19 protein-coding genes are annotated in these 19,560 nt (G+C 63.3%); 12 read left to right on the top strand and 7 right to left on the bottom strand.

What is annotated here, in order from left to right; all coding sequences use genetic code 11:
• Nucleotides 1-61 precede the first annotated feature (61 nt).
• From C7G61_RS28170 to C7G61_RS28150, 5 genes are all read left to right on the top strand, one after another.
• Nucleotides 62-1,222: an ATP phosphoribosyltransferase regulatory subunit gene (locus C7G61_RS28170; RefSeq protein WP_108519943.1), complete on the top strand. Its 1,161-nt coding sequence runs from the start codon at nucleotides 62-64 to the stop codon at nucleotides 1,220-1,222.
• Nucleotides 1,219-2,196, top strand: coding sequence for an ATP phosphoribosyltransferase (hisG, locus tag C7G61_RS28165; RefSeq protein ID WP_108519942.1), 978 nt, complete (start codon nucleotides 1,219-1,221; stop codon nucleotides 2,194-2,196). The genes C7G61_RS28170 and hisG overlap by 4 nt, the downstream gene beginning before the upstream one ends.
• 75 nt (nucleotides 2,197-2,271) lie before the next feature.
• Nucleotides 2,272-3,315, top strand: coding sequence for a glycosyltransferase family 2 protein (locus C7G61_RS28160; protein ID WP_108519941.1), 1,044 nt, complete (start codon nucleotides 2,272-2,274; stop codon nucleotides 3,313-3,315).
• Entirely contained in the window at nucleotides 3,312-4,154 is an 843-nt protein-coding gene (locus C7G61_RS28155) for a ChbG/HpnK family deacetylase (RefSeq protein WP_108519940.1), read from the top strand. Before C7G61_RS28160 ends, C7G61_RS28155 begins: the two co-directional genes overlap by 4 nt.
• A 129-nt stretch (nucleotides 4,155-4,283) precedes the next feature.
• Nucleotides 4,284-5,141: a DUF2076 domain-containing protein gene (locus tag C7G61_RS28150; protein ID WP_108519939.1), complete on the top strand. Its 858-nt coding sequence runs from the start codon at nucleotides 4,284-4,286 to the stop codon at nucleotides 5,139-5,141.
• A gap of 213 nt (nucleotides 5,142-5,354) precedes the next feature.
• On the opposite strand, the gene C7G61_RS28145 is transcribed toward C7G61_RS28150, so the two are convergent.
• Entirely contained in the window at nucleotides 5,355-6,152 is a 798-nt protein-coding gene (locus tag C7G61_RS28145) for a L,D-transpeptidase (RefSeq protein ID WP_108519938.1), read from the bottom strand.
• 307 nt (nucleotides 6,153-6,459) lie between these two features.
• Here C7G61_RS28145 and C7G61_RS28140 point away from each other — a divergent pair, with 307 nt between their 5' ends.
• Nucleotides 6,460-7,236, top strand: a complete 777-nt coding sequence (locus C7G61_RS28140) for a protein phosphatase CheZ (RefSeq protein WP_108519937.1) — start codon at nucleotides 6,460-6,462, stop codon at nucleotides 7,234-7,236.
• 201 nt (nucleotides 7,237-7,437) lie between these two features.
• Here the strand turns inward: C7G61_RS28140 and C7G61_RS28130 are convergent, their stop codons facing one another.
• A complete protein-coding gene (locus C7G61_RS28130) occupies nucleotides 7,438-7,869 on the bottom strand; it encodes a hypothetical protein (RefSeq protein WP_244608507.1) in 432 nt (143 codons plus the stop codon).
• Between C7G61_RS28130 and C7G61_RS46175 the strand changes: the two genes are divergently transcribed.
• The 5 genes from C7G61_RS46175 to C7G61_RS28110 all read left to right on the top strand — a co-directional run bounded on the left by C7G61_RS46175 (nucleotide 7,793) and on the right by C7G61_RS28110 (nucleotide 12,696).
• Nucleotides 7,793-8,116 (top strand): hypothetical protein, encoded by a 324-nt coding sequence (locus C7G61_RS46175; protein ID WP_244608509.1) that lies wholly within the window; start codon nucleotides 7,793-7,795, stop codon nucleotides 8,114-8,116. The genes C7G61_RS28130 and C7G61_RS46175 overlap by 77 nt on opposite strands.
• A gap of 173 nt (nucleotides 8,117-8,289) precedes the next feature.
• A complete protein-coding gene (locus C7G61_RS28125) occupies nucleotides 8,290-8,586 on the top strand; it encodes a co-chaperone GroES (RefSeq protein ID WP_057853021.1) in 297 nt (98 codons plus the stop codon).
• A gap of 241 nt (nucleotides 8,587-8,827) precedes the next feature.
• Nucleotides 8,828-10,474, top strand: coding sequence for a chaperonin GroEL (gene groL, locus C7G61_RS28120; RefSeq protein ID WP_108519935.1), 1,647 nt, complete (start codon nucleotides 8,828-8,830; stop codon nucleotides 10,472-10,474).
• Nucleotides 10,475-10,646: 172 nt separating this feature from the next.
• Entirely contained in the window at nucleotides 10,647-11,849 is a 1,203-nt protein-coding gene (locus C7G61_RS28115) for a hypothetical protein (RefSeq protein ID WP_108519934.1), read from the top strand.
• A 157-nt stretch (nucleotides 11,850-12,006) separates the two neighbouring features.
• Complete coding sequence (locus C7G61_RS28110) at nucleotides 12,007-12,696, top strand: hypothetical protein (protein WP_108519933.1); 690 nt, start codon at nucleotides 12,007-12,009, stop codon at nucleotides 12,694-12,696.
• Between the two features lie 13 nt (nucleotides 12,697-12,709).
• On the opposite strand, the gene C7G61_RS28105 is transcribed toward C7G61_RS28110, so the two are convergent.
• Nucleotides 12,710-13,126, bottom strand: coding sequence for an META domain-containing protein (locus C7G61_RS28105; RefSeq protein WP_108519932.1), 417 nt, complete (start codon nucleotides 13,124-13,126; stop codon nucleotides 12,710-12,712).
• A gap of 143 nt (nucleotides 13,127-13,269) precedes the next feature.
• Complete coding sequence (locus C7G61_RS28100) at nucleotides 13,270-14,934, bottom strand: L-lactate permease (RefSeq protein ID WP_108519931.1); 1,665 nt, start codon at nucleotides 14,932-14,934, stop codon at nucleotides 13,270-13,272.
• A gap of 293 nt (nucleotides 14,935-15,227) precedes the next feature.
• Here C7G61_RS28100 and C7G61_RS28095 point away from each other — a divergent pair, with 293 nt between their 5' ends.
• Nucleotides 15,228-16,973, top strand: a complete 1,746-nt coding sequence (locus tag C7G61_RS28095; RefSeq protein ID WP_108519930.1) for an ABC transporter ATP-binding protein/permease — start codon at nucleotides 15,228-15,230, stop codon at nucleotides 16,971-16,973.
• Between the two features lie 161 nt (nucleotides 16,974-17,134).
• Here the strand turns inward: C7G61_RS28095 and C7G61_RS28090 are convergent, their stop codons facing one another.
• From C7G61_RS28090 to C7G61_RS28080, 3 genes are all read right to left on the bottom strand, one after another.
• Nucleotides 17,135-17,647 carry an HPP family protein gene (locus tag C7G61_RS28090; RefSeq protein ID WP_108519929.1) on the bottom strand — a complete coding sequence of 171 codons (513 nt, stop codon included), beginning with the start codon at nucleotides 17,645-17,647 and terminating at the stop codon, nucleotides 17,135-17,137.
• A gap of 67 nt (nucleotides 17,648-17,714) precedes the next feature.
• Nucleotides 17,715-18,728: a TorF family putative porin gene (locus C7G61_RS28085; protein ID WP_108520002.1), complete on the bottom strand. Its 1,014-nt coding sequence runs from the start codon at nucleotides 18,726-18,728 to the stop codon at nucleotides 17,715-17,717.
• Nucleotides 18,729-19,142: 414 nt separating this feature from the next.
• A complete protein-coding gene (locus C7G61_RS28080) occupies nucleotides 19,143-19,520 on the bottom strand; it encodes a histone (RefSeq protein ID WP_108519928.1) in 378 nt (125 codons plus the stop codon).
• Nucleotides 19,521-19,560 lie beyond the last annotated feature (40 nt).

Genomic DNA, 19,560 nt, shown 5'->3' with positions numbered 1-19,560 from the left:
GGCTGCGCCAACGAGCCCAAACGAGCCTGGAACCCGGTTTTTCCGGATATTTGGACCTGAAATGACCGCGACCGCCGCCATCAGAGGTGCTGCCGGATCCGCCGCCTGGGCGGACGCCCTGCTATTGTCGTTTGCACAAGGCGGCTACGTCCAGGCCCACCCCGGCATCCTGCAGCCGGCGGAGCCGTTCCTCGACCTTTCCGGCGAGGACATCCGCAAGAGCCTTTACCTGACCACCGACGCGTCCGGCGAGGAACTCTGCCTGCGCCCCGACCTCACCATTCCGGTGGCGCGCGATTATCTCGCCTCCGCCAGCGCCGGAAAGCCCGCGGGCTTCAGCTATCTCGGGCCGGTGTTCCGCTATCGCGGCGGCCAGCCCAGCGAATTCCTGCAGGCCGGCATCGAATCCTTTGGCCGGCAGGACCGCGCCGCGGCGGATGCGGAAATGCTGGCGCTGGCGCTGGAAGCGACCACAGCTTTCGGATTGAAGGATGTCGACATCCGCACCGGCGACGTCGCGCTTTTCACGGCGCTGATCGACGCGCTTAATCTCTATCCGGTGTGGCGGCGGCGGTTGATCAAGGACTTCAACCGCAAGGTCAGCCTCGCCGAGGACATCGAGCGGCTGACGCTTGCGACCGCGCCCGGCCGCAACGAATATGAGGGCGTGCTGGCGGCGCTTGCCGGCTCCGACCGCAAGGCGGCGCTGGCGCTGGTCACCGATTTGATGTCGATCGCCGGCACCACCAATGTCGGCGGACGAACGGTCGCCGAAATCGCCGACCGCTTCCTCGAACAATCGACGCTGAAGGGCGGTGCGTTGCCGCGCGATGCGCTTGCCATCATCAAGCGCTTCCTCGCGATCGCGGGTGATCCCGATGAATCGGTGGCGCAACTGCGCGCGCTCGCCGCTGACGCCAAGCTCGATCTCGCCGCCGCCATCGACCAGCTCGAAAGCCGCGTCGGCTTCATGGCCGCGCGCGGCATCGACACCAAGCTGACGCGGTTTTCCACCTCGTTCGGCCGCGGGCTCGACTACTACACCGGCTTCGAATTCGAACTGCACGGCAAAGGAAATACCAAAGGCAACAGCGTCGAGCCGCTGGTGGCCGGCGGTCGCTATGATGGCCTGATGACGCAGCTCGGTTCGCCCGCACCGATCCCGGCGGTCGGCTTCTCGGTATGGATCGAGGCCTTGACGAAGCTGGGGAGCGCCGCATGACCGCCCCCTTCGTTCTCGCCGTTCCGTCCAAGGGCCGTCTGCAGGAGAACGCCGAGGCGTTTTTCACGCGCGCGGGGCTCTCGCTGGCGAAACCACGCGGCGCGCGCGATTATCGCGGCACGATTTCCGGCCTCGACAATGTCGAGATCGCCTATCTCTCCGCGAGCGAAATCGCCTCGCAGCTGGCGCGCGGCATGGTGCATCTCGGCGTCACCGGCGAGGACCTGTTGCGCGAAAGCATTACGGATGCCGACAGGCGCGTGCTGCTGATCGACAATCTCGGCTTCGGCAGCGCCAATGTCGTGGTCGCGGTGCCGCAGGCCTGGATCGACGTCCGCACCATGGCCGACCTCGACGACGTCACGACCGGTTTCCGCGCGAAGCATAACCGGCGGATGCGGGTCGCAACCAAATACATCAACCTGACGCGCAACTTCTTCGCCGCCCACGGCGTGGTCGATTACCGCATCGTTGAAAGCGCCGGCGCCACCGAGGGCGCGCCCGCGGTCGGCACCGCCGAGATGATCGTCGACATCACCACCACGGGCGCGACGCTCGCCGCCAATGGGCTCAAGGTGCTGGACGACGGCGTGATCCTGCGCAGCCAGGCCAACCTCGTGGCGTCAAAGGATGCCGACTGGTCGGCTGACGCCCGCGAGACCGCGCGCGTCATCCTTGACCACATCGCCGCACGCGCCCGGGCCAGCAAATATCGCGAGGTGCGAACGCGCTTCGCCGGCTGCAACGATGCGTTGCTGACGGAGGCGCATAATCGTTTTGGCGTGGTGGCGCCGTTCGGCGGACCGACCTCGTCGGGCATGATCACGCTGCACTGCCCGCCGATGCAGCTTTACGCGCTCGGCAGTTTCCTGCGTGAGCATGGCGCCGACACGGTGTCGATCGCCTCGCTCGACTACGTGCTCGACCGGGAAAACCCGCTATTTGCCAGGCTCGAGGCGTTCTTGCGGCAATGAGGCTGCCGTTTCGTTCATCGTTGCGACAGACTCTGGCAGGTAACATATACGATTGGATGATCTGGGACCTGATCGATGACGCTGGGCTCTGACGTTTCCCGCCTGTCGACGACCGCAGCCAGCGCCGCGGCGCAAGGCCTGTCGATTGTCGTGCCGCTGTACAACGAGGCGGCAGGGCTCGCTTTGCTGCACGGGCGGCTGGTCAACCTCGCCCGCACGCTGAAGGCACGTTTCGGCCTTGCCAGCGAAGTGGTCTATGTCGACGACGGCAGCGCCGACAATACGCTTGCAATCGCGCGCACGCTTAACGCTGATGCGCTCGACATCCAGGTGGTGTCGCTGTCGCGCAATTTCGGCAAGGAAGCGGCGCTGATGGCGGGGCTGGACCATGCCCGCCGCGGCGCTGTCCTGTTCATGGACGGTGACGGCCAGCATCCACCGAGCCTGGTCGAAAAGCTGGTCGCGCACTGGATCGATGACGGCTACGACGTCGTCTATACGGCGAAGGCGAATCGCGACAATGAATCGTTCCTGCGCCGCCAGGCGGTGCACGGCTTCTACGCGCTGATCAACTGGGGCGCACGGCAGAAGATCCCCGAGGACGCCGGCGATTTCCGCCTGCTGTCGCCGCGCGCCGCCGCCGCACTGCGGCAGCTTCCCGAGCGCAACCGCTTCTTCAAGGGACTGGCGAGCTGGATCGGCTTCCGCCAGATCCGCGTCGATTATGAACCGGCGCCGCGCGCGCACGGCGTCACCACCTTCAGCCCCGGCCGGCTGGTGGGACTGTCGATCGAGGGATTGACGTCGTTCTCGGTGGCGCCGCTGCGCTTTGCGAGCCTGTTCGGCGTGCTGCTTGCCGTCGGCGCCTTCCTGTTCGGCCTGACTATTCTCTGGGAAGTCTGGACCACCGGCAAGCAGGTCCCCGGCTATCCCTCGCTGGTGATCGGCCTGATGACGATCGGCGGCGTGCAGCTCATCATGATCGGCATCGTCGGCGAATATATCGGCAAGATCCTCTCCGAGTTGAAGGCGCGGCCGATCTACTTCGTCGCCGAGCATTCCGAAAAGCGCGCCGATGGCGAGACCACGGCCAGCGTCGAACGGACCGCCGCCGAATGAACGACGCTGCGCTGCGCCGGATCTGGCTGTGCGCCGACGATTACGGACTGGCCGAGGGCGTCAACCGCGCCATTCGCGATTTGATCTCCCGCGGCCGTCTCAATGCCACCTCGGTGATGGTGGTAGGCTCAGCGATCGGACGCAGCGAGGTCGCCGCGCTGCAGGATCTCGCGGCGAACAGCCCGCGCTGCGCGATCGGGCTGCATGCGACGCTGACCGCGCCGTTTCGTCCGCTGACGATGCACTTCCGGCCGCTCAATGGCGGTCTATTCCTGCCGTTTCCAAAACTCTTGCGCGCGGGCCTGCTGCGGCGGCTCGACCCTGAAATGATCGAAGACGAACTTCTGGCCCAGCTCGCGGCGTTCAAGGAGCTGTTCGGCCGCGCGCCCGATTTCGTCGACGGCCATCAGCACGCGCAACTCTTTCCGCAGGTGCGCGACGCCTTCCTGCGCGCGGTGAAGGAAGCCGCCCCCGGCGCCTGGGTCCGCCAGGGCGGACGCCTCAAGCCACTGGCCGGGCTGCTCGGCGCGCCCAAGGCGCTGCTGCTCGACGTTCTCAGCGCGCAATTCCGCAAGCGCGCCGCCCGTGCCGGCATCCCGTTCAATCCCGCCTTCGCCGGCGCCTATGATTTTTCAAAAGAACCCGATTTCGCGGTGCTGATGGGTGAGTTCCTTGCCGAATTGCCGGATGGCGCGCTCGTGATGTGCCACCCTGGATTCGTCGACCAAACGCTCGAAAGCCTCGACCCCCTCACCACCCAGCGCGAGGCGGAACATGCGTATCTCGCAAGCGATCGATTCCCGGCATTGCTGGCGGCGAATAAAGTTACATTGAGTTGATAAGACTCAACAAATCCCGGCGTTTTGTCGCATACCAAAATTTAATTCGGCCACCCACTACTTGCGACACAAACCCCGTCCTACATCTTCCCGGCGCGTTGACGACGATCCGACGCGAGGGAGAGGGCCATGACACCGCAAGAACGCCAACTGATTGACGGTCTTTTCGACCGGCTCGCCAAGCTGGAGAACGCCCCGCGCGATGCGGAGGCGATGTCAGCGATCATGCAGGGCCTGCGCAACGCGCCCAATGCGGTCTATGCGCTGGTGCAAACGACGCTGGTGCAGGACGAAGCGCTGAAGCGCGCCGACATGCGCATCCAGGAATTGGAAGCGGCAGCAGGTCAGCAAAATCAATCCGGCGGCTTCCTCGATTCGATGCGCGATGCGATCTTCGGGCAGAACCAGCCGCAAGGTTCGTCACATGGTTCGGTGCCCAACGTTCGTGCGCCCGAGATGGGCGGCGATTCTGGCGGCAGCCGTCCGGCGTGGAACACGGGCCAGGTCTTGCAGCAGAGCCAGCCGCCCGGACAATATAATCAGCCGGCCTATGCCCAGCCTCAGCCCTATGGCGCGCAGCCGCCGCAGCAGTCGCCGTTCGGCGGCGGTGGCGGCTCGTTCCTCGGCACCGCAGCGGCGGCCGCGGTCGGCGTGGTCGGCGGCTCGTTGCTGGCTGGCAGCCTCCGTTCGATGACGGGCGGTGGCGGCAACCACCAAAGCTTCGGCGACACGGCCAACCATAGCGGCGGAATCGAAGACCGCAGGCCGTGGGGCGACCAGTCCGGCGGCGACCTGGCGCGCGACGCCGGAATTAACGACATCGGTTCGCGCGGCTCGTCCAGCCAGCGCGCCGACAACAACGACAACGATTCCGGTTCGCGGCAGGGCTTCTTCGATCAGGCCTCGCATGACGATGATAACGACATGGACCACGATGCCGACGGCTTCGACGGCGACGATGGCGGTGGTGATGGCGATTACGCGTGAACGGTGTCTGAGTTGAAAAAGAGAAACGGCCGCCCGATCAGGCGGCCGTTTTGATTCCACCTTGCCGTCGTCCCTGCGAACGCAGGGACCCATACTCCGCGGCCGTAGGTGTTGAGCTCGTTGGTCGACGACCTTCTTCAGCGACGTAGATCGGTGGTTATGGGTCCCTGCGTTCGCAGGGACGACACCGTTTTCGTGGCCATCTTGAAACAATCAAATCACCACGACCCTGGCGCCGACGCCGACGCGGCCGTAGAGATCGATCACATCCTCATTGCGCATACGGATGCAGCCGGACGACACGTTGGTGCCGATAGTCCAGGGCTCGTTGGAGCCGTGGATGCGATAGAGCGACGAACCCAGATACATCGCGCGCGCGCCGAGCGGATTTTGCGGGCCGCCTTCCATGTACCGCGGCAAATCGGGGCGCCGCGCCAGCATTTCCGGCGGCGGCGTCCAGGCTGGCCATTCCTTCTTCGCGGAGACGGTCTTGACGCCTGACCAGGTGAAGCCGGGGCGGCCGACGCCGACGCCGTAGCGCAGCGCCTTGCCGTCGCTCTGCACCAGGAACAGGAACTTGTTCGGGGTGTCGATCACGATGGTCCCTGCGCTTTCCTTGCCGTGATACTCGACTACCTGCTTTTCGTATTTCGGATCGAGCGGACGTTGTGCGGGGTCGATCTCCTCCTCCCCGCGCATCGACTGCTGCGGATCCATCGGCGGCAGCAGCGCACGCCGCCCGCCATATCCGTAGTCAGGCTGCGTCTGATAGGCCGGCTGTTGCTGATAGCGTCCGCCTTGCGGCAGGTCGCCGAACAGGAATTCGATGAAGCCGCCGCCCATCCGCGAGCGTTCGGCAGCGGCCATGCGCACCGGCGCCGGCTGCGCGGGCTCGCGGGCGTAGATCACGGCAGGTTCGGCAATTGGCGAGGCGTCGATCGCAAAAGCCTCACTGGAGAAGCAAAGGCAAGACGCGCTCGCAAGGAGCGCAAGGGAGATTTTTCCGGACATCGACGTACTCTGTACTGATCGTCATTGCGGGTTGGCGGCAGCGGCGCGACGTGCACCGCTGCACGCGATCAATACAAATCAAAACCTAATCGGTTTGGTAAACAGACCAGCCGTTTCGATTCACCATTTCGGCAATCGCGCGCTGATTTTCCCGGTAGCGTTTATTTTGCATGAACACCGCCCGTCATGGTTAATCGTTGGTATGCGGCCGCGGACAAACCGCTACCATGACGCGTTCCGGCGTGAACCTCACGTTAAATCGCATCGGTTTAGAACACTTACGGAAGTGAAGGGGTGGGAAAAACTCATGTCGGTCAATCGCAAACGTTTTCGTATCGAACAAGCTCTTCTGGGCGACGCGCCAATTATGATGCCTGCCGCCGAAGGCGGCGAGATCGGCCCGATGCATCGTGAGATCATGGCCGAGCTGCGCGCGATCCGCGCACAGATGGCGGGCTTCGGCCACACCCGCGACGGTTCGACTGTCGCCACGGATATCGCACGCGAGACCGCCGATGCCCACGCGTTGCTGGAAACCTACCGCGCCCAGATCGAGCAGTGCGCGAAGCTGAAAGTCGAGCTCGATCTCATTCACGACGCCATCAACCGCACCAAGCGCGAAATCGCCACCCTGCACGGCAACAGCTTTGACGGCCAGGAAATGGCCAAGGTCAATGGCGAGCTCGGCGCCGTCGTCGGCGGCACCGAACAGGCCACCCAGCAGATTCTCGAGGCCGTCGAGGCGATCGACCAGGCCGCCACCGCATTGTCCAAGAACATCTCGCCCGACCAGCAAAAGCTGCTCAGCGAGGAAATCCAGGAACGCGTCGTCGCGATCTTCGAGGCCTGCAATTTCCAGGACTTGACGGGCCAGCGCATCAGCAAGGTGATGAGCACGATGAAGTTCATCGAGCAGCACATCAATGCGATGATGGACATCTGGGGCGGCGTCGATGCCATCAGGGCGCATGCCCCCCCGATCGTCGATACCCGCGAAGGCGATGCCAAGCTGCTGAACGGCCCGAAGCTGGACGGCGACGACGGTCACGCCTCGCAGAACGACATCGACGCGCTGTTCGATTGATCGGACTGGTTAACGCAGACTAAATAAAAACGCCGGCTAGACGCCGGCGTTTTTTTGTTTCTTGCGCTGTCATTCCGGGATGGTGCGCAAGCACCAGACCTCAGATGCGCAATTGCGCATCGGGGAATCTCGAGATTCTCAGGTGCGCAATTGCGCACCATAGTTCGATGCTTCGCATCGCCCCGGAATGACGGCGTCTAATCACGCCCGCGGCGCGCAGCGGACATAGACCATGTTGCCGTAACGGACCGCGGCATCCTTTTCGATGAAACGGGTCACGAGCACGCGGCCGTCGAACGAGACGATCTCGCGGTCCTGCTCGCCGGGCGTCGGGCCGGGCGGACCGATATAGTTCTTGCCGCTCGGGCTGCCCTTGAGGCGCAGTTCCTGCGGGGTGGCCTGGTCGGCCAGATGCATGACAACACCGCCGGAGGTGCCGGCGCCGATCACATAGGGTTGCTTGCACTGCCCTCGCGCCGCCGCTTCGGTGCGGGCGCGGTCGTTGGGATTCTGGAACGAGGCGAGGCCCCAGCGGCCGACGATCTCGTCGGAGCGGATGGTCGCCGGCATTTCGGGCGCCTCGCCGGGTTCGGCCTGGGGTGCCGAACTGGACGACAGCGACGGCAGGCTCATGCTGCTGCACGCTGCCAGCAAGATCGTCAGCGCCGACGCGATCGCCAGATTGGCAATCGTACGCGCATTACGTGAGCTGATCATCGTATTCCCCCGAGCAATTCTTGGCCGCTCCCGTCAAGCAGCCAATCGTAAAAAGCCTGCTGGAGCAATGACGTCCGTTAAATTACGCCGCTGCGCCGATTTGGTTTCTGTGGGACCATCCTATATTGGCCTCAAGAAGGCCTTAACCCCCTTGTTTGCTTGACAGGATCAGCGCCAAGCCATATTCCCCGGCCCCACGTTTAGCACTCAAATCCGACGATTGCTAAGGGTCATGCTGTCCCGCCCCGGGGCGGCGTCGAATACGCGGCATTATCAGCCATTTTCGTGGCACAGACCTGAAACCACGCCTTCCATGGAACTTCAAGAGGAGACGTCATGGCCAAATCCAAATTCCGTCCGCTGCACGACCGCGTCGTGGTCAAGCGCATCGATGCCGAAGAGAAGACCAAGGGTGGCATCATCATTCCCGATAGCGCCAAGGAAAAGCCGTCGCAGGGCGAAGTCACCGCCGTGGGCCCGGGCGGCCGCGACGAGGCCGGCAAGCTGATTCCGATCGACCTCAAGGTCGGCGACCGCGTGCTGTTCGGCAAATGGTCGGGCACCGAGGTCAAGCTCGACGGCGAGGAACTCCTGATCATGAAGGAGAGCGACATCATGGGCGTGCTGAGCTGACGAACCAATAGCCGTCGAACACTGCTCGCCGGCGCACTCTCTTCTTCCCTTCTCCCCTTGTGGGAGAAGGTGGCGCGCAAAGCGCGCCGGATGAGGGGTCTCTATCCGCGGAGACAGACCCCTCACCCGTCCGCGATGCTTCGCATCGCGTCCACCCTCTCCCACAAGGGGAGAGGGGGAAAAATGACCCGGCGACGACAAGCGGCACGCAACCGTATTCAATCAATCAGGAGCAATTCAAATGGCTGCCAAAGACGTTAAATTTTCCGGCGACGCCCGCGACCGCATGCTGCGCGGTGTCGACGTTCTCGCCAACGCGGTGAAGGTGACGCTCGGTCCGAAGGGCCGCAACGTCGTGATCGAGAAGAGTTTTGGCGCACCCCGCATCACCAAGGACGGCGTCACCGTCGCCAAGGAAATCGAACTCGAGGACAAGTTCGAGAACATGGGCGCGCAGATGCTGCGCGAAGTCGCCTCCAAGACCAACGACACCGCCGGCGACGGCACCACCACCGCGACCGTGCTGGCGCAGGCGATCGTGCGCGAAGGCGCCAAGTCGGTCGCCGCCGGCATGAACCCGATGGACCTCAAGCGCGGCATCGACATCGCGGTCCACGCCGTCGTCAAGGACATCGAGAAGCGCGCCAAGCCGGTCGCCTCTTCGTCCGAAGTCGCCCAGATCGGGACCATCTCGGCCAACGGCGACGCGGCCATCGGCAAGATGATCGCGCAGGCGATGCAGAAGGTCGGCAATGAAGGCGTCATCACGGTCGAGGAGAACAAGTCGCTCGAGACCGAAGTCGACATCGTCGAGGGCATGAAGTTCGACCGCGGCTACCTGTCGCCCTACTTCATCACCAACGCCGAAAAGATGACGGCCGAACTCGAAGACGTCTACGTGCTGCTGCACGAGAAGAAGCTCTCCGGCCTGCAGTCGATGCTGCCGGTGCTGGAAGCCGTGGTGCAGTCCGGCCGTCCGCTTTTGATCATCGCCGAGGACGTCGAGGGCGAGGCACTGGCGACACTCGTCGTCAACCGCCTGCGCGGCGGCCTGAAGGTCGCCGCCGTCAAGGCGCCGGGCTTCGGCGATCGCCGCAAGGCGATGCTGGAAGACATCGCGATCCTGACCGGCGGTCAGCTGATCTCGGATGAACTCGGCATGAAGCTCGAAAGCGTCACCATCAACATGCTCGGCCGCGCCGGCAAGGTGGTGATCGACAAGGAAAACACCACGATCGTCAAGGGCGCCGGCAAGAAGAAGGACATCGAAGCCCGCGTCACGCAGATCAAGGCGCAGATCGAGGAAACCACCTCGGACTACGACCGCGAGAAGCTGCAGGAGCGCCTTGCGAAACTGGCGGGCGGCGTAGCCGTGATCCGCGTCGGCGGCGCGACCGAAGTCGAGGTCAAGGAAAAGAAGGACCGCGTCGAGGACGCCCTCAACGCGACCCGTGCGGCCGTCCAGGAAGGCATCGTGCCGGGCGGCGGCGTGGCGCTGCTGCGCGCCAAGAAGGCCGTCGGCCGCATCAACCACGACAATTCCGACGTCCAGGCCGGTATCAATATCGTGCTGAAGGCGCTGGAAGCTCCGGTTCGCCAGATCTCGGAAAACGCCGGTGTCGAAGGCTCGATCGTGGTCGGCAAGATCCTCGAGAACAAGTCCGAGACCTTCGGCTTCGACGCCCAGACCGAGGAATATGTCGACATGGTCGACAAGGGCATCATCGACCCGGCCAAGGTGGTCCGCACCGCGCTGCAGGACGCTTCGTCGGTCGCGGGCTTGCTGGTGACCACGGAAGCCATGGTCGCCGAACTGCCGAGAGAGCCGGCGCCGGCGATGCCCGGCGGTGGCGGCGGCATGGGCGGAATGGGCGGCATGGGCTTTTAAGGCCCGGCTTTCCCGAGTAAACAGATCGAAGGCCGCCTCCGGGCGGCCTTCTTTTTTGGCTTTTTTGGCAATGAAGCGCGCCCGATCGGTTCCGGACGTGCTTGGCTCGAAAACGCCGCCGGGGTTTGCTACTTACGACCCCTGCCAATTCCATCGTTTCAGGGAATTTCATATGCGCGCGCGGTTCCTTCTCCTGCTCGGTCTGGTCACGGTCTCCCCGGGCCTCGCTTTCGCCCAGATGAAACTTCCCTCCAAGACAGCGCCGGGCGCGACCGAAACGCGCTATTTCACCGCGATCGACGGCCTGATGGACGGCAATGCCGACGTCATCCTGAAGGAAACCCGGCAGGGCAAGAACGTCATCGCAGCTACCCTCGACGTCTGCTACCCCGTCGCGAAGGGCTCCGACCGCAAGGACCGCTTCGTCGCCAATCTCGCCGTCCTCAACGGGCATAACCTGACGGGCACCACGCAGAGCCTCGGTGACAAGCAGCCGGTCATCGTCAAGCTGTCGCGTAAGCCTGTCGGCGACACCTTCGAATTCCGCGGCCAGATCTCGATTGGCCAGACCGTGACCGAAGTGACCTCGACGGATAATTCCGATCTCAGCGAGAAGGAATTCCTCGACAACCAGACCAGCGACGACGGCATCACGCCGGCGCCGAAGGATTTTACCGACGTTTCGCCGGAGGCGTTCGGCGTGCGGGTCAAGCTCGACGCCGCGCTGGATTTCCTCAAAAGCCTGAAGGGCGAAGCCGTCGAGGTCGGACTCTCGAGCCTTTCGATCTCCTGCGATGCGCTGCGCGCCGGCGAGCAGACCATCAACCTCACGGCCGATCCGGAGCGCACGGCCGCGCTGATTGCGAAGGCCAAATCGATGCCGGGCGTGGTCGCGGCGGGATGGACCAGCGGCAGCGTCGAGATGGACCGCACCATCCGTTTTGCGGCGGCCGAATGGCGCGACGGCGACAAGATCAACAAGGACAAGATCGCGTCGGCGATATCGGGCGTGCTGGCCAAAACGCTGGCTGCCAAGGCGGCGGGCGCCGACTGGGACGCCAATACCGGAAAACTGACATTGACCTTGAAGCGGCCGAGCCCGGTCTATCCGCCGCTCGCGCTGACCGAAAGTATCGAAGTCACCGCGCTGGTCTCGCCGGACAAACCGGGCGCGTCCGACAGGCTGATGCTGTGGATCTCGAGCCCGGTGATCACCACCGCAGATGAAGGCACCGGCCCCAAGCTGAACCTGTCGGAAGAGTCCACCGGCGACGAGGAAGGCGGCGAACCGAAGGATGACAATGGTTCGGTCGAGGCGCTGGCAAAAGAGTTCAAGGGCCAGCGCTGGGACGCGGACAAGTCGGTGTGGAAGTGATCCGCAGGCCGGCACGATAGGGCGGCTGGCAGGCTGCGCGCGTATCAATGCCCTCATCGCGGACCAGTGTGCAAATGATCTGGTCCCGGGCTTTGATTGTTAAGATTCGATTCAGCTTCCGGGAACATCATCGGTTCACCGAAAATTGGGTCACGCCATGCAAGACCGCGAGCCGAGTACCTTTGAAATTTGGTCGGGGAATGTGCTTGACGGCCGGCGGCCGGAGCAACCCGCGAGCCGGTGGAATTTCCTGAAATCCGATCGCGACGACGTATTGGTGGTACGGGAGCCGTTTGGCGATCGGGCACGCGCCGCTGTGCTGGTCACTGTCGCACTGGTGGCAAGCTTTGGACTGGGATGGGCCGGCGGCCTGAACTGGCCCGAGTTCGCAAGCGAGCTCGGTCTTGTGGAACTAGCGCAGAAAGAAACGCCCGCGCCGCGAATTTCCGAGGCACGATCGAGCGGCAGGATTGAAGGCGCTCGAAAGACGGCCTCCGCGTCGGATTCGCCCGTCATTGTCGGAAGCATTCCAAAACCGTCCGCCCTGTTGCAGGGCGGTGCACGCCCGTCTGCGGGCCCGGCCTCCCAGGCAAATGCGGGCCCTTCGGCCGCCGCGATCGCGATGCGGCAGCCCTTGGTGGCGACACCGGAAACCAAGCCGGCGACGATTCCCGGCTGGACGGTTGTTGATGTTCGGGACGGCACCGCTGTTCTCGAAGGTCCTGACGGAATCCGGATGGCCGCACGCGGCGACACCATTCCCGGGCTAGGACGCGTGGAGTCCATCGTGCGCTGGGGCAACCGCTGGGTCATTGCCACCGCCAGCGGATTGATCGCGACGCAGTAAACGAGCTTCCGACCTAGTTCGTATTGATGCGAAACCGCAGCGTCTTCGCGCCGATGAACGACACGAAATCACCCTGCCGCTTCCAGGTGCCCGCTTCGGCCAGCGCAGCAATCAGTTCTTCATCCTGTTGCGCGCGATCCGACGGACAAGTGCGGTTCTCCATCGCGCCGGGAACGAAGATCACGGTATTGCCCGCGACCGAGAACTGGCCCTTGCCGCCCTTGCACCAAAGTTCGAGGATCACCTCGCCCTTGTCGCCGATATCGAGATTGGGAATCCGCTTCGACCCGCGCTGACGATCCACGTCGAGCTGCATTTCCGTTCCGAACGGAAAGCCGTCATCGGCGAAGGCCGGGCTGAACGGCAAGGCCGCCCCGATCAGCAAGAGCGAAGCAATGCCTGCCCGCGCCATACCTGCGAATGAAATCATGCAACCTCTCGAAAAATACCAGACCCCACCGCCGCGCGCCGTTCTATTGGACAAGTCCGCCGTTGGCTAGAAGCACAAAGGCCGCACCGACAAAAAATCCCGGCGGCGGGCCGCAGGGATTTTTGGCTGACCGTCGATAGCGCCTACTTCAGCACCATCATCGTGAACGGATGGACGTAGGCCTGCAGCGTCACCAGCACGCCGACGAGGCAGGCCAGCACGATCGAATGCAGAAACACATAACGCAGGATCGAGCCCTCGTGGCCGTACCAGTTGGTTGCGGTCGAGGCGACGACGATGGATTGCGCGTCGATCATCTTGCCCATGACGCCGCCGGAAGAGTTGGCGGCGGCCATCAGCACCGGCGACAGGCCGAGCTGTTCGGCGGTGATCCTTTGCAGATTGCCGAACAGCACGTTGGACGCGGTGTCCGATCCCGTCAGCGCCACGCCGAGCCAGCCGAGCAGCGTGCCGAAGAAGGGATACAGCACGCCGGTGGCGGCAAAGGCGAGGCCGAGCGTGGCGTCGACACCGGAGAGCCGCGTCAGCGTGCCGATCGCGAGCATCGCCGAGATCGTGATCAGCGAGATCGCGCACAGGCGGATGGTGCGGCCATATTCGCCGATCATCTTCGCGGGCGAGAAGCCCATCAGGAAACCGGAAATAACAGCGGCGATCAGCATGCCGGTCCCGGTGAAGGACAGATAGGTGAAGTCGAACAGCGCGGCCTCGGGCGTCGGCTTCGCGGCTACCGGCGGCACCTTGTTGATCATGTTGTGCAGCTCGGGCACCTGATACTTCCAGACGAAGATCGAATTCGCCCAGTTCTTGAACGCGCCAGTGCCCCAGATCAGCATCACGACGCAGACGATGATCCACGGCAGCAACGCGCTCCAGAGCTGCGCCTGGCTGAGCTTCTTCGTATCCAGCGGCTTGGCGGGCTTCATGGTCGCAGCCGATTCATCTTTTCCGCGCAGCGCCGGAGAGGTCCAGAGTTCACGCGGCTGCCACACCTTGAGGAACAAGATCAGGCAGCCCATCGAGATCAGCGACGCGCCGATATCGACGATCCACGGATTGATGAAGTTCGAGATCACGAATTGCGGGACCGCGAAGGATACGCCGGTGACGAGGATGGCCGGCCAGATCGTGATCATGCCGCGAAAACCGGCGAACGCCCAGATCAGCCAGAACGGCACGATCAGCGAGAAGAACGGCAATTGCCGTCCGACCATCGCGCCGAGCACATAGGGATCGAGGCCAGTCACCGACGCCAGCCCCTGGATCGGCGTGCCGAGCGCGCCATAGGCGACGGGCGCGGTGTTGGCGATCAGCGAAAGTCCGGAGGCTGCCAGCGGCGAGAAGCCGAGGCCGATCAGGACGGCGCCCGTGATCGCGACCGGCGTGCCGAAGCCGGACGCGCCTTCGAAGAACGCACCGAACGCGAACGCGATCAAAAGCAGTTGCAGCCGGCGATCGGTGGTGACGCCGCCGATCGCCCGCTGCAGCAGCTCAAACCGGCCGGTCTCGACCGTGATGCGGTAGAGAAAGATGACGTTGAGCACGATCCAGCCGATCGGAAAGAAGCCGATGACGACGCCGAGCAGCGAGGCGCGGATCGACATGCCGGCGGGCATGGTGAAGATGGCGATGGTGATGACGTTGGCAACGACCAGCGCGATGATGGCCGCGAGGTGCGCCTTGACCTTGCCGCTGGCGATCAGCACCAGCAGCGTGACCACAGGCACGGCGGCAGCGATCGTCGACAGCGCAGCGTTGCCAAGCGGATTATAGTGCTGGTCCCACATTGCGGTTCTCCCACATTGTTATTGGCGCGCCCGCCAGCGTGGATGGCCAGACACGAGTTGAGCGATTCGCGGGAACAACCGTGGAAAAGCGGGGTTGAGCCGCCTTGGCATCGCCAACGCTCACAACCTCGCGAAGTTCGATGGCCGCCGCCCCTCGCCGTCACAGCCATGCTAGGGTCTGGCCGGAAGCCGCGACAAGTCGCCGCAGGCAGCCAATTCCATAACCTTAGTAGTAGAACCTGATTCCTCCATCCCTTCAGGGCTTTAAGCCCCATTTCCGGAGACGGTGATCTGTGAACAACCTCCGCCCAACGCTCGCCACGGTGTGGCGCATCTCCGCCCCCTATTTCCGCTCCGAAGACAAATGGGCCGGCCGCGGATTGCTGGCCGCGGTTATCGCTATCGAGCTTGCGATCGTCGGCATCAACGTCCTGATCAACCAATGGAACGCCCGCTTCTACAACGCGCTGGGGGATCGCAACTGGGACTCCTTCGTCAGCGAGATCATCTATTTCTGCGTCGTTGTCAGCATCTTTGTCGTGCTGGCGGTCTATCAGCTCTATCTCAATCAATGGCTGCAGATCCGCTGGCGGCGCTGGATGACCGCGCAATATCTCGGTGAGTGGCTGCATCAGGCCAATCATTATCGGATGCAGCTTCAGGGCGACGCGGCCGACAACCCCGACCAGCGCATGACCGACGACGTCAAGCTGTTCGTCGATCGCACGCTCAACATTGGCTTGGGATTGCTGAACTCGATCGTTACGCTGGCATCCTTTGTCGGCATCCTATGGGGGCTTTCGAACGCCGCGCCGCTGCATCTGTTTGGTCAGGACTTTGCGATCCCAGGCTACTTGGTCTGGGGCGCGTTGATCTATTCGGTGCTCGGCACCATCCTGACGCATCTGATCGGCTGGCCGCTGGTGGGCCTCGATTTCCGGCAGCAGCAATATGAAGCGGATTTTCGGTTCAACCTGGTGCGCGTGCGCGAAAATTCCGAGCAGATCGCGCTGCTGCACGGTGAGCAGGCCGAGCGTGAGCGCCTGCTCGTTCGCTTCGGACGCGTGGTGGAGAACTGGCTCGCCATCATGAGCCGGACCAAGAAGATTACGGCATTCACGGCGAGCTACAATCAGGCTTCAGTGGTCTTCCCCTACGTGCTGGTGGCACCGGCCTATTTCGCCGAGAAGATCCAGCTAGGCGGCATGATGCAAACCGCATCGGCGTTTTCGAACGTGCAGGGCGCGCTTTCGTTCTTCATCACCATCTACCGCCAACTGGCGGAGTGGCAGGCCGTGGTCAACCGCCTCGACGGGTTCGAGGCAGGAATCACATCGGCAGGAGAACTCGCCACCCGCGATGACCGAATTCACGTTACCGAGGCAGGCGACGGCGCCGTCGACCTCAAGGAGCTGGCGCTGCGGCTGCCGAACGGAACGCCGCTGGTGAACGCGAGCGGACTGAGTTTGCGCAAGGGCGAGCGCACGCTGGTGACCGGGCCCTCGGGCTCCGGCAAATCCACGCTGTTCCGTGCCATTGCCGGCATCTGGCCGTTCGGGACCGGCTCGATTTCGATTCCGGCCGGGGCAACAATGATGATGCTGCCGCAGCGACCGTATTTCCCGACCGGATCGTTGCGAGGCGCGATCGAGTACCCTGCCAAGGAAGGGACATTCACCGACGCTCAAATCGCCGACGCGCTGGAGCAGGCCGGACTGCCGAAGCTCGCATCGCAACTCGGCGAACATGGGCACTGGAACCGGACGCTCTCGCTCGGAGAACAGCAGCGCCTTGGACTGACCCGCGCGCTGCTACACACGCCGCAGTATTTGTTCCTGGACGAAGCGACGGCGTCGCTCGACGAACCTTCGGAAGCAGCACTGTATCAACTGCTCGAGAAGAAATTGCCGGCGACCACCATCGTCTCGATCGGCCATCGCTCGACACTGGATGCCTTCCATCAGCGCAATGTCAGCCTGGTGCGCGATGGCGAACGGTTTGCGCTACGGGACGAAAAGCCGACCGCACGAACGACATAGACCCGTAGCCCGGATGGAGCGAAGCGCAATCCGGGAAAGTACATCCGCTTGCGAGTGGCCCCGGATTTCGCGGAGCCTGTCATCCCTGCGCGAGCGCAATTGCGCTCGTCGCTGGGCGCGCATTCGCGCGACCCGTTGGCTACTCCAGGCTACGATCTTCTCTACCACCAGCGCCGCGGCCATGGCTGGCGGCGTACCCCGCGGTGCCAGAGATAGCAGAACGCGGTCAAAAGCAGCGCGCCGGCAAGCACCGGCGCCAGCAGGAACGTCGAGGGCAGATTGCCTGATACCACCAGCAGCGGGTTGATGCCGGCCGGCGGGTGAAACGTCCCGGTCACGTACATCGCCAGAATGGCAAGGCCGACGGCTGCGGCCGCGGCCCAGGCCTGCGGCCCGGTCAGCTTCAGCACGGCGAGGCCGACCAGCGCCGATATCACGTGGCCGCCGATCAAAGCGCGCGGCTGCGCCGGCTCGACGTCCGGCGAGCCGATCACCAGCACGATCGAGGTGGCGAACGGGATAACCGCGAGCGGGTAATGCGCGGCGAACGAGAACAATTCCATGACGCCGATGGCGATCGCGCCGCCGAGGCCAGCGACCGCGCCCGCCACGACGCTGCGGTCATCGTTGCGGGAGATCGCTTTCCGAACCGCGCGCCGCCAATCCCGTTTCATCGGCTCCACCCAAAAGAAAAGGGGCGGCAGATCGCTCTGCCGCCCCCTCGCCTTCGACAGGAAGATCTTACTTCAGGTTGGTCATCGCGGTCAGGTCAGCCGACAGCTTGACGATACCGGCCGCGCCGCACCAGTTCGAACCCACGCCCGACGGATTGATCGGGGTCACGAAAGTACCCGACGATACCGTGAGGTTGCCGCGAGCCGAGAAGTCGCTGGTGAAGGCGTTGCAATCGCCCTTCGACAGGTTGGTGTCGGAGTAACGGAAGTCCAGCGTGAACACCTTGTAGGTGAAGCCGATGCCGACGTTCCAGGTGTTGTAGTCGGCGTAGTTGATGCCGTTGGGGAAGAGCGCCGTCCCGTAGAACGAGTCTGATGTACCCAGCCACTGACGGCCGAACTCACCCGACACGTACATGCCGATGCCGCTGGCGCCGAACCAGGCGCTCGGCGCGATCGCCTTGCCGACGATCGAAGCGTAGGTGCCTTCGGCGCCGCTGTTGAGGAAGCTCGGCGTATAATAGACGTTGCCGCCCAGCGAGAAGTTGTCGTTGAAGGTGTAGTTCACCTTGCCGTAGACCTCGAAGAAGCTGAGGTCCTTCTTGATGACGTTGAGGTTGAGCAGCGTGTTCGCCTGGCATTCGAGGCTGAGCGGAACTCCGGCGAAATCGGTGGTAGCGCCGCCACCATAATAGCAAGTGCCACCCGGATACATGTAGCCCCAAGCGCCGACGTCGAAGGCGAATTGCCCAACGGTCAGGCGGGCACCGCCGTAAGCGTCGACTTCAGCCGCCGCGCGGTTCGGGAACGAGATGCTCGCGCCGCCCACGCCGACATAGAGCTGGAAGTCCTTGGTGACGTTGTAGCGCGGCTCGAAATAAACGTTGACCGAGGGCTTGTGATTGGACTGGGTGATGCCGCGGAAAATGTAGTCATTGGTGATGCCGCCGCCGAAGGCGAAATCCCAGGGATCGAAGGCCGGCGGCGGCGGCGCCTTGACGGCCTTTACCCGCAGATCCGCAGCGAGAGCCGAACCCGATACCATTGCCAGCGCCGTTGCTAACAAAACCAGTTTCTTCATGACGATCCCCATCCACCCTTCTTGACAGTCCCGTTCCGGCCCCCCAGGGCAAACGACAACCGACTGCGGCCAAATGTCTTAACGTGGTCACACAGTGGTCTGCGGCATCACGATCGTGAAGCAAAAAAGGCAAGCATGTGCCGCCTTTTTAGGCGTTCTGACCATTTCGATAAATCTTCTCCGCGTGTGTTGCATTCTCACAACAATTTTTAGGGTTTCGTGCTGTCAGGGCGACATGCGGAACTGAAAAAAGCAGCAGCGGCGAAATACCGGAGGACGCTTTTTTGCGAATCAACCTTCCCGTGAAAATACGGCTCCGGTCGCTCGGGACAGCCTCACGAAACAGCCCGCACGAAAAAGGCCGCAGCGCTGGACGCTGCGGCCTCTAGAAACGTTATTCCAGCAGGCGACCGTCTAGTTGTGGTCGCCGCCGTTGGACGAGCCGGACCCCCATGAGGGTGCGGACGGTTCCGGGGTAGCCCAGCTCGGCGCCGGTGCAGGCGCGGGCTCCGGCTCTTGCGCGGCCATCGCGGGCTCCGCCTTGGGCGCGGCGGGCTTGGCAGCCTTCTTTTTCTTCGCCGGGCTCTTTGCAGCCTTCTTCGGTGCGGCAGCCTTTGACTTCTTGGCGGCCTTCTTGGCGGATTTCTTTGCGCCCTTCTTGGCAGCCTTCTTCGCCGATTTCTTCGCGGCCTTCTTTGACGCCTTCTTGGCGGACTTCTTCTTCGCCACTACGGCCTTCTTGGCCTTCTTAGCCTTCTTAGCCTTCTTGCCCTTCTTACTCTTCTTCGCCATCTGGTCCTCCTGTTGCCGCTGTCCATGTCTGTCGAGCGCT

Source organism: Bradyrhizobium algeriense, from assembly GCF_003062295.1.
Taxonomy (GTDB): Bacteria; Pseudomonadota; Alphaproteobacteria; order Rhizobiales; family Xanthobacteraceae; genus Bradyrhizobium; species Bradyrhizobium algeriense.
Note: the sequence above shows the minus strand (reverse complement) of the source record. Positions and strands in the feature narration are given on the sequence as shown.

Coding starts and splice junctions, on each gene's coding strand:
- C7G61_RS28170 (WP_108519943.1), top strand. CDS start 62: ATGACCGCGACCGCCGCCATCAGAGGTGCTGCCGGATCCGCCGCCTGG.
- hisG (WP_108519942.1), top strand. CDS start 1,219: ATGACCGCCCCCTTCGTTCTCGCCGTTCCGTCCAAGGGCCGTCTGCAG.
- C7G61_RS28160 (WP_108519941.1), top strand. CDS start 2,272: ATGACGCTGGGCTCTGACGTTTCCCGCCTGTCGACGACCGCAGCCAGC.
- C7G61_RS28155 (WP_108519940.1), top strand. CDS start 3,312: ATGAACGACGCTGCGCTGCGCCGGATCTGGCTGTGCGCCGACGATTAC.
- C7G61_RS28150 (WP_108519939.1), top strand. CDS start 4,284: ATGACACCGCAAGAACGCCAACTGATTGACGGTCTTTTCGACCGGCTC.
- C7G61_RS28145 (WP_108519938.1), bottom strand. CDS start 6,152: ATGTCCGGAAAAATCTCCCTTGCGCTCCTTGCGAGCGCGTCTTGCCTT.
- C7G61_RS28140 (WP_108519937.1), top strand. CDS start 6,460: ATGTCGGTCAATCGCAAACGTTTTCGTATCGAACAAGCTCTTCTGGGC.
- C7G61_RS46175 (WP_244608509.1), top strand. CDS start 7,793: ATGGTCGCCGGCATTTCGGGCGCCTCGCCGGGTTCGGCCTGGGGTGCC.
- C7G61_RS28130 (WP_244608507.1), bottom strand. CDS start 7,869: ATGAGCCTGCCGTCGCTGTCGTCCAGTTCGGCACCCCAGGCCGAACCC.
- C7G61_RS28125 (WP_057853021.1), top strand. CDS start 8,290: ATGGCCAAATCCAAATTCCGTCCGCTGCACGACCGCGTCGTGGTCAAG.
- groL (WP_108519935.1), top strand. CDS start 8,828: ATGGCTGCCAAAGACGTTAAATTTTCCGGCGACGCCCGCGACCGCATG.
- C7G61_RS28115 (WP_108519934.1), top strand. CDS start 10,647: ATGCGCGCGCGGTTCCTTCTCCTGCTCGGTCTGGTCACGGTCTCCCCG.
- C7G61_RS28110 (WP_108519933.1), top strand. CDS start 12,007: ATGCAAGACCGCGAGCCGAGTACCTTTGAAATTTGGTCGGGGAATGTG.
- C7G61_RS28105 (WP_108519932.1), bottom strand. CDS start 13,126: ATGATTTCATTCGCAGGTATGGCGCGGGCAGGCATTGCTTCGCTCTTG.
- C7G61_RS28100 (WP_108519931.1), bottom strand. CDS start 14,934: ATGTGGGACCAGCACTATAATCCGCTTGGCAACGCTGCGCTGTCGACG.
- C7G61_RS28090 (WP_108519929.1), bottom strand. CDS start 17,647: ATGAAACGGGATTGGCGGCGCGCGGTTCGGAAAGCGATCTCCCGCAAC.
- C7G61_RS28085 (WP_108520002.1), bottom strand. CDS start 18,728: ATGAAGAAACTGGTTTTGTTAGCAACGGCGCTGGCAATGGTATCGGGT.
- C7G61_RS28080 (WP_108519928.1), bottom strand. CDS start 19,520: ATGGCGAAGAAGAGTAAGAAGGGCAAGAAGGCTAAGAAGGCTAAGAAG.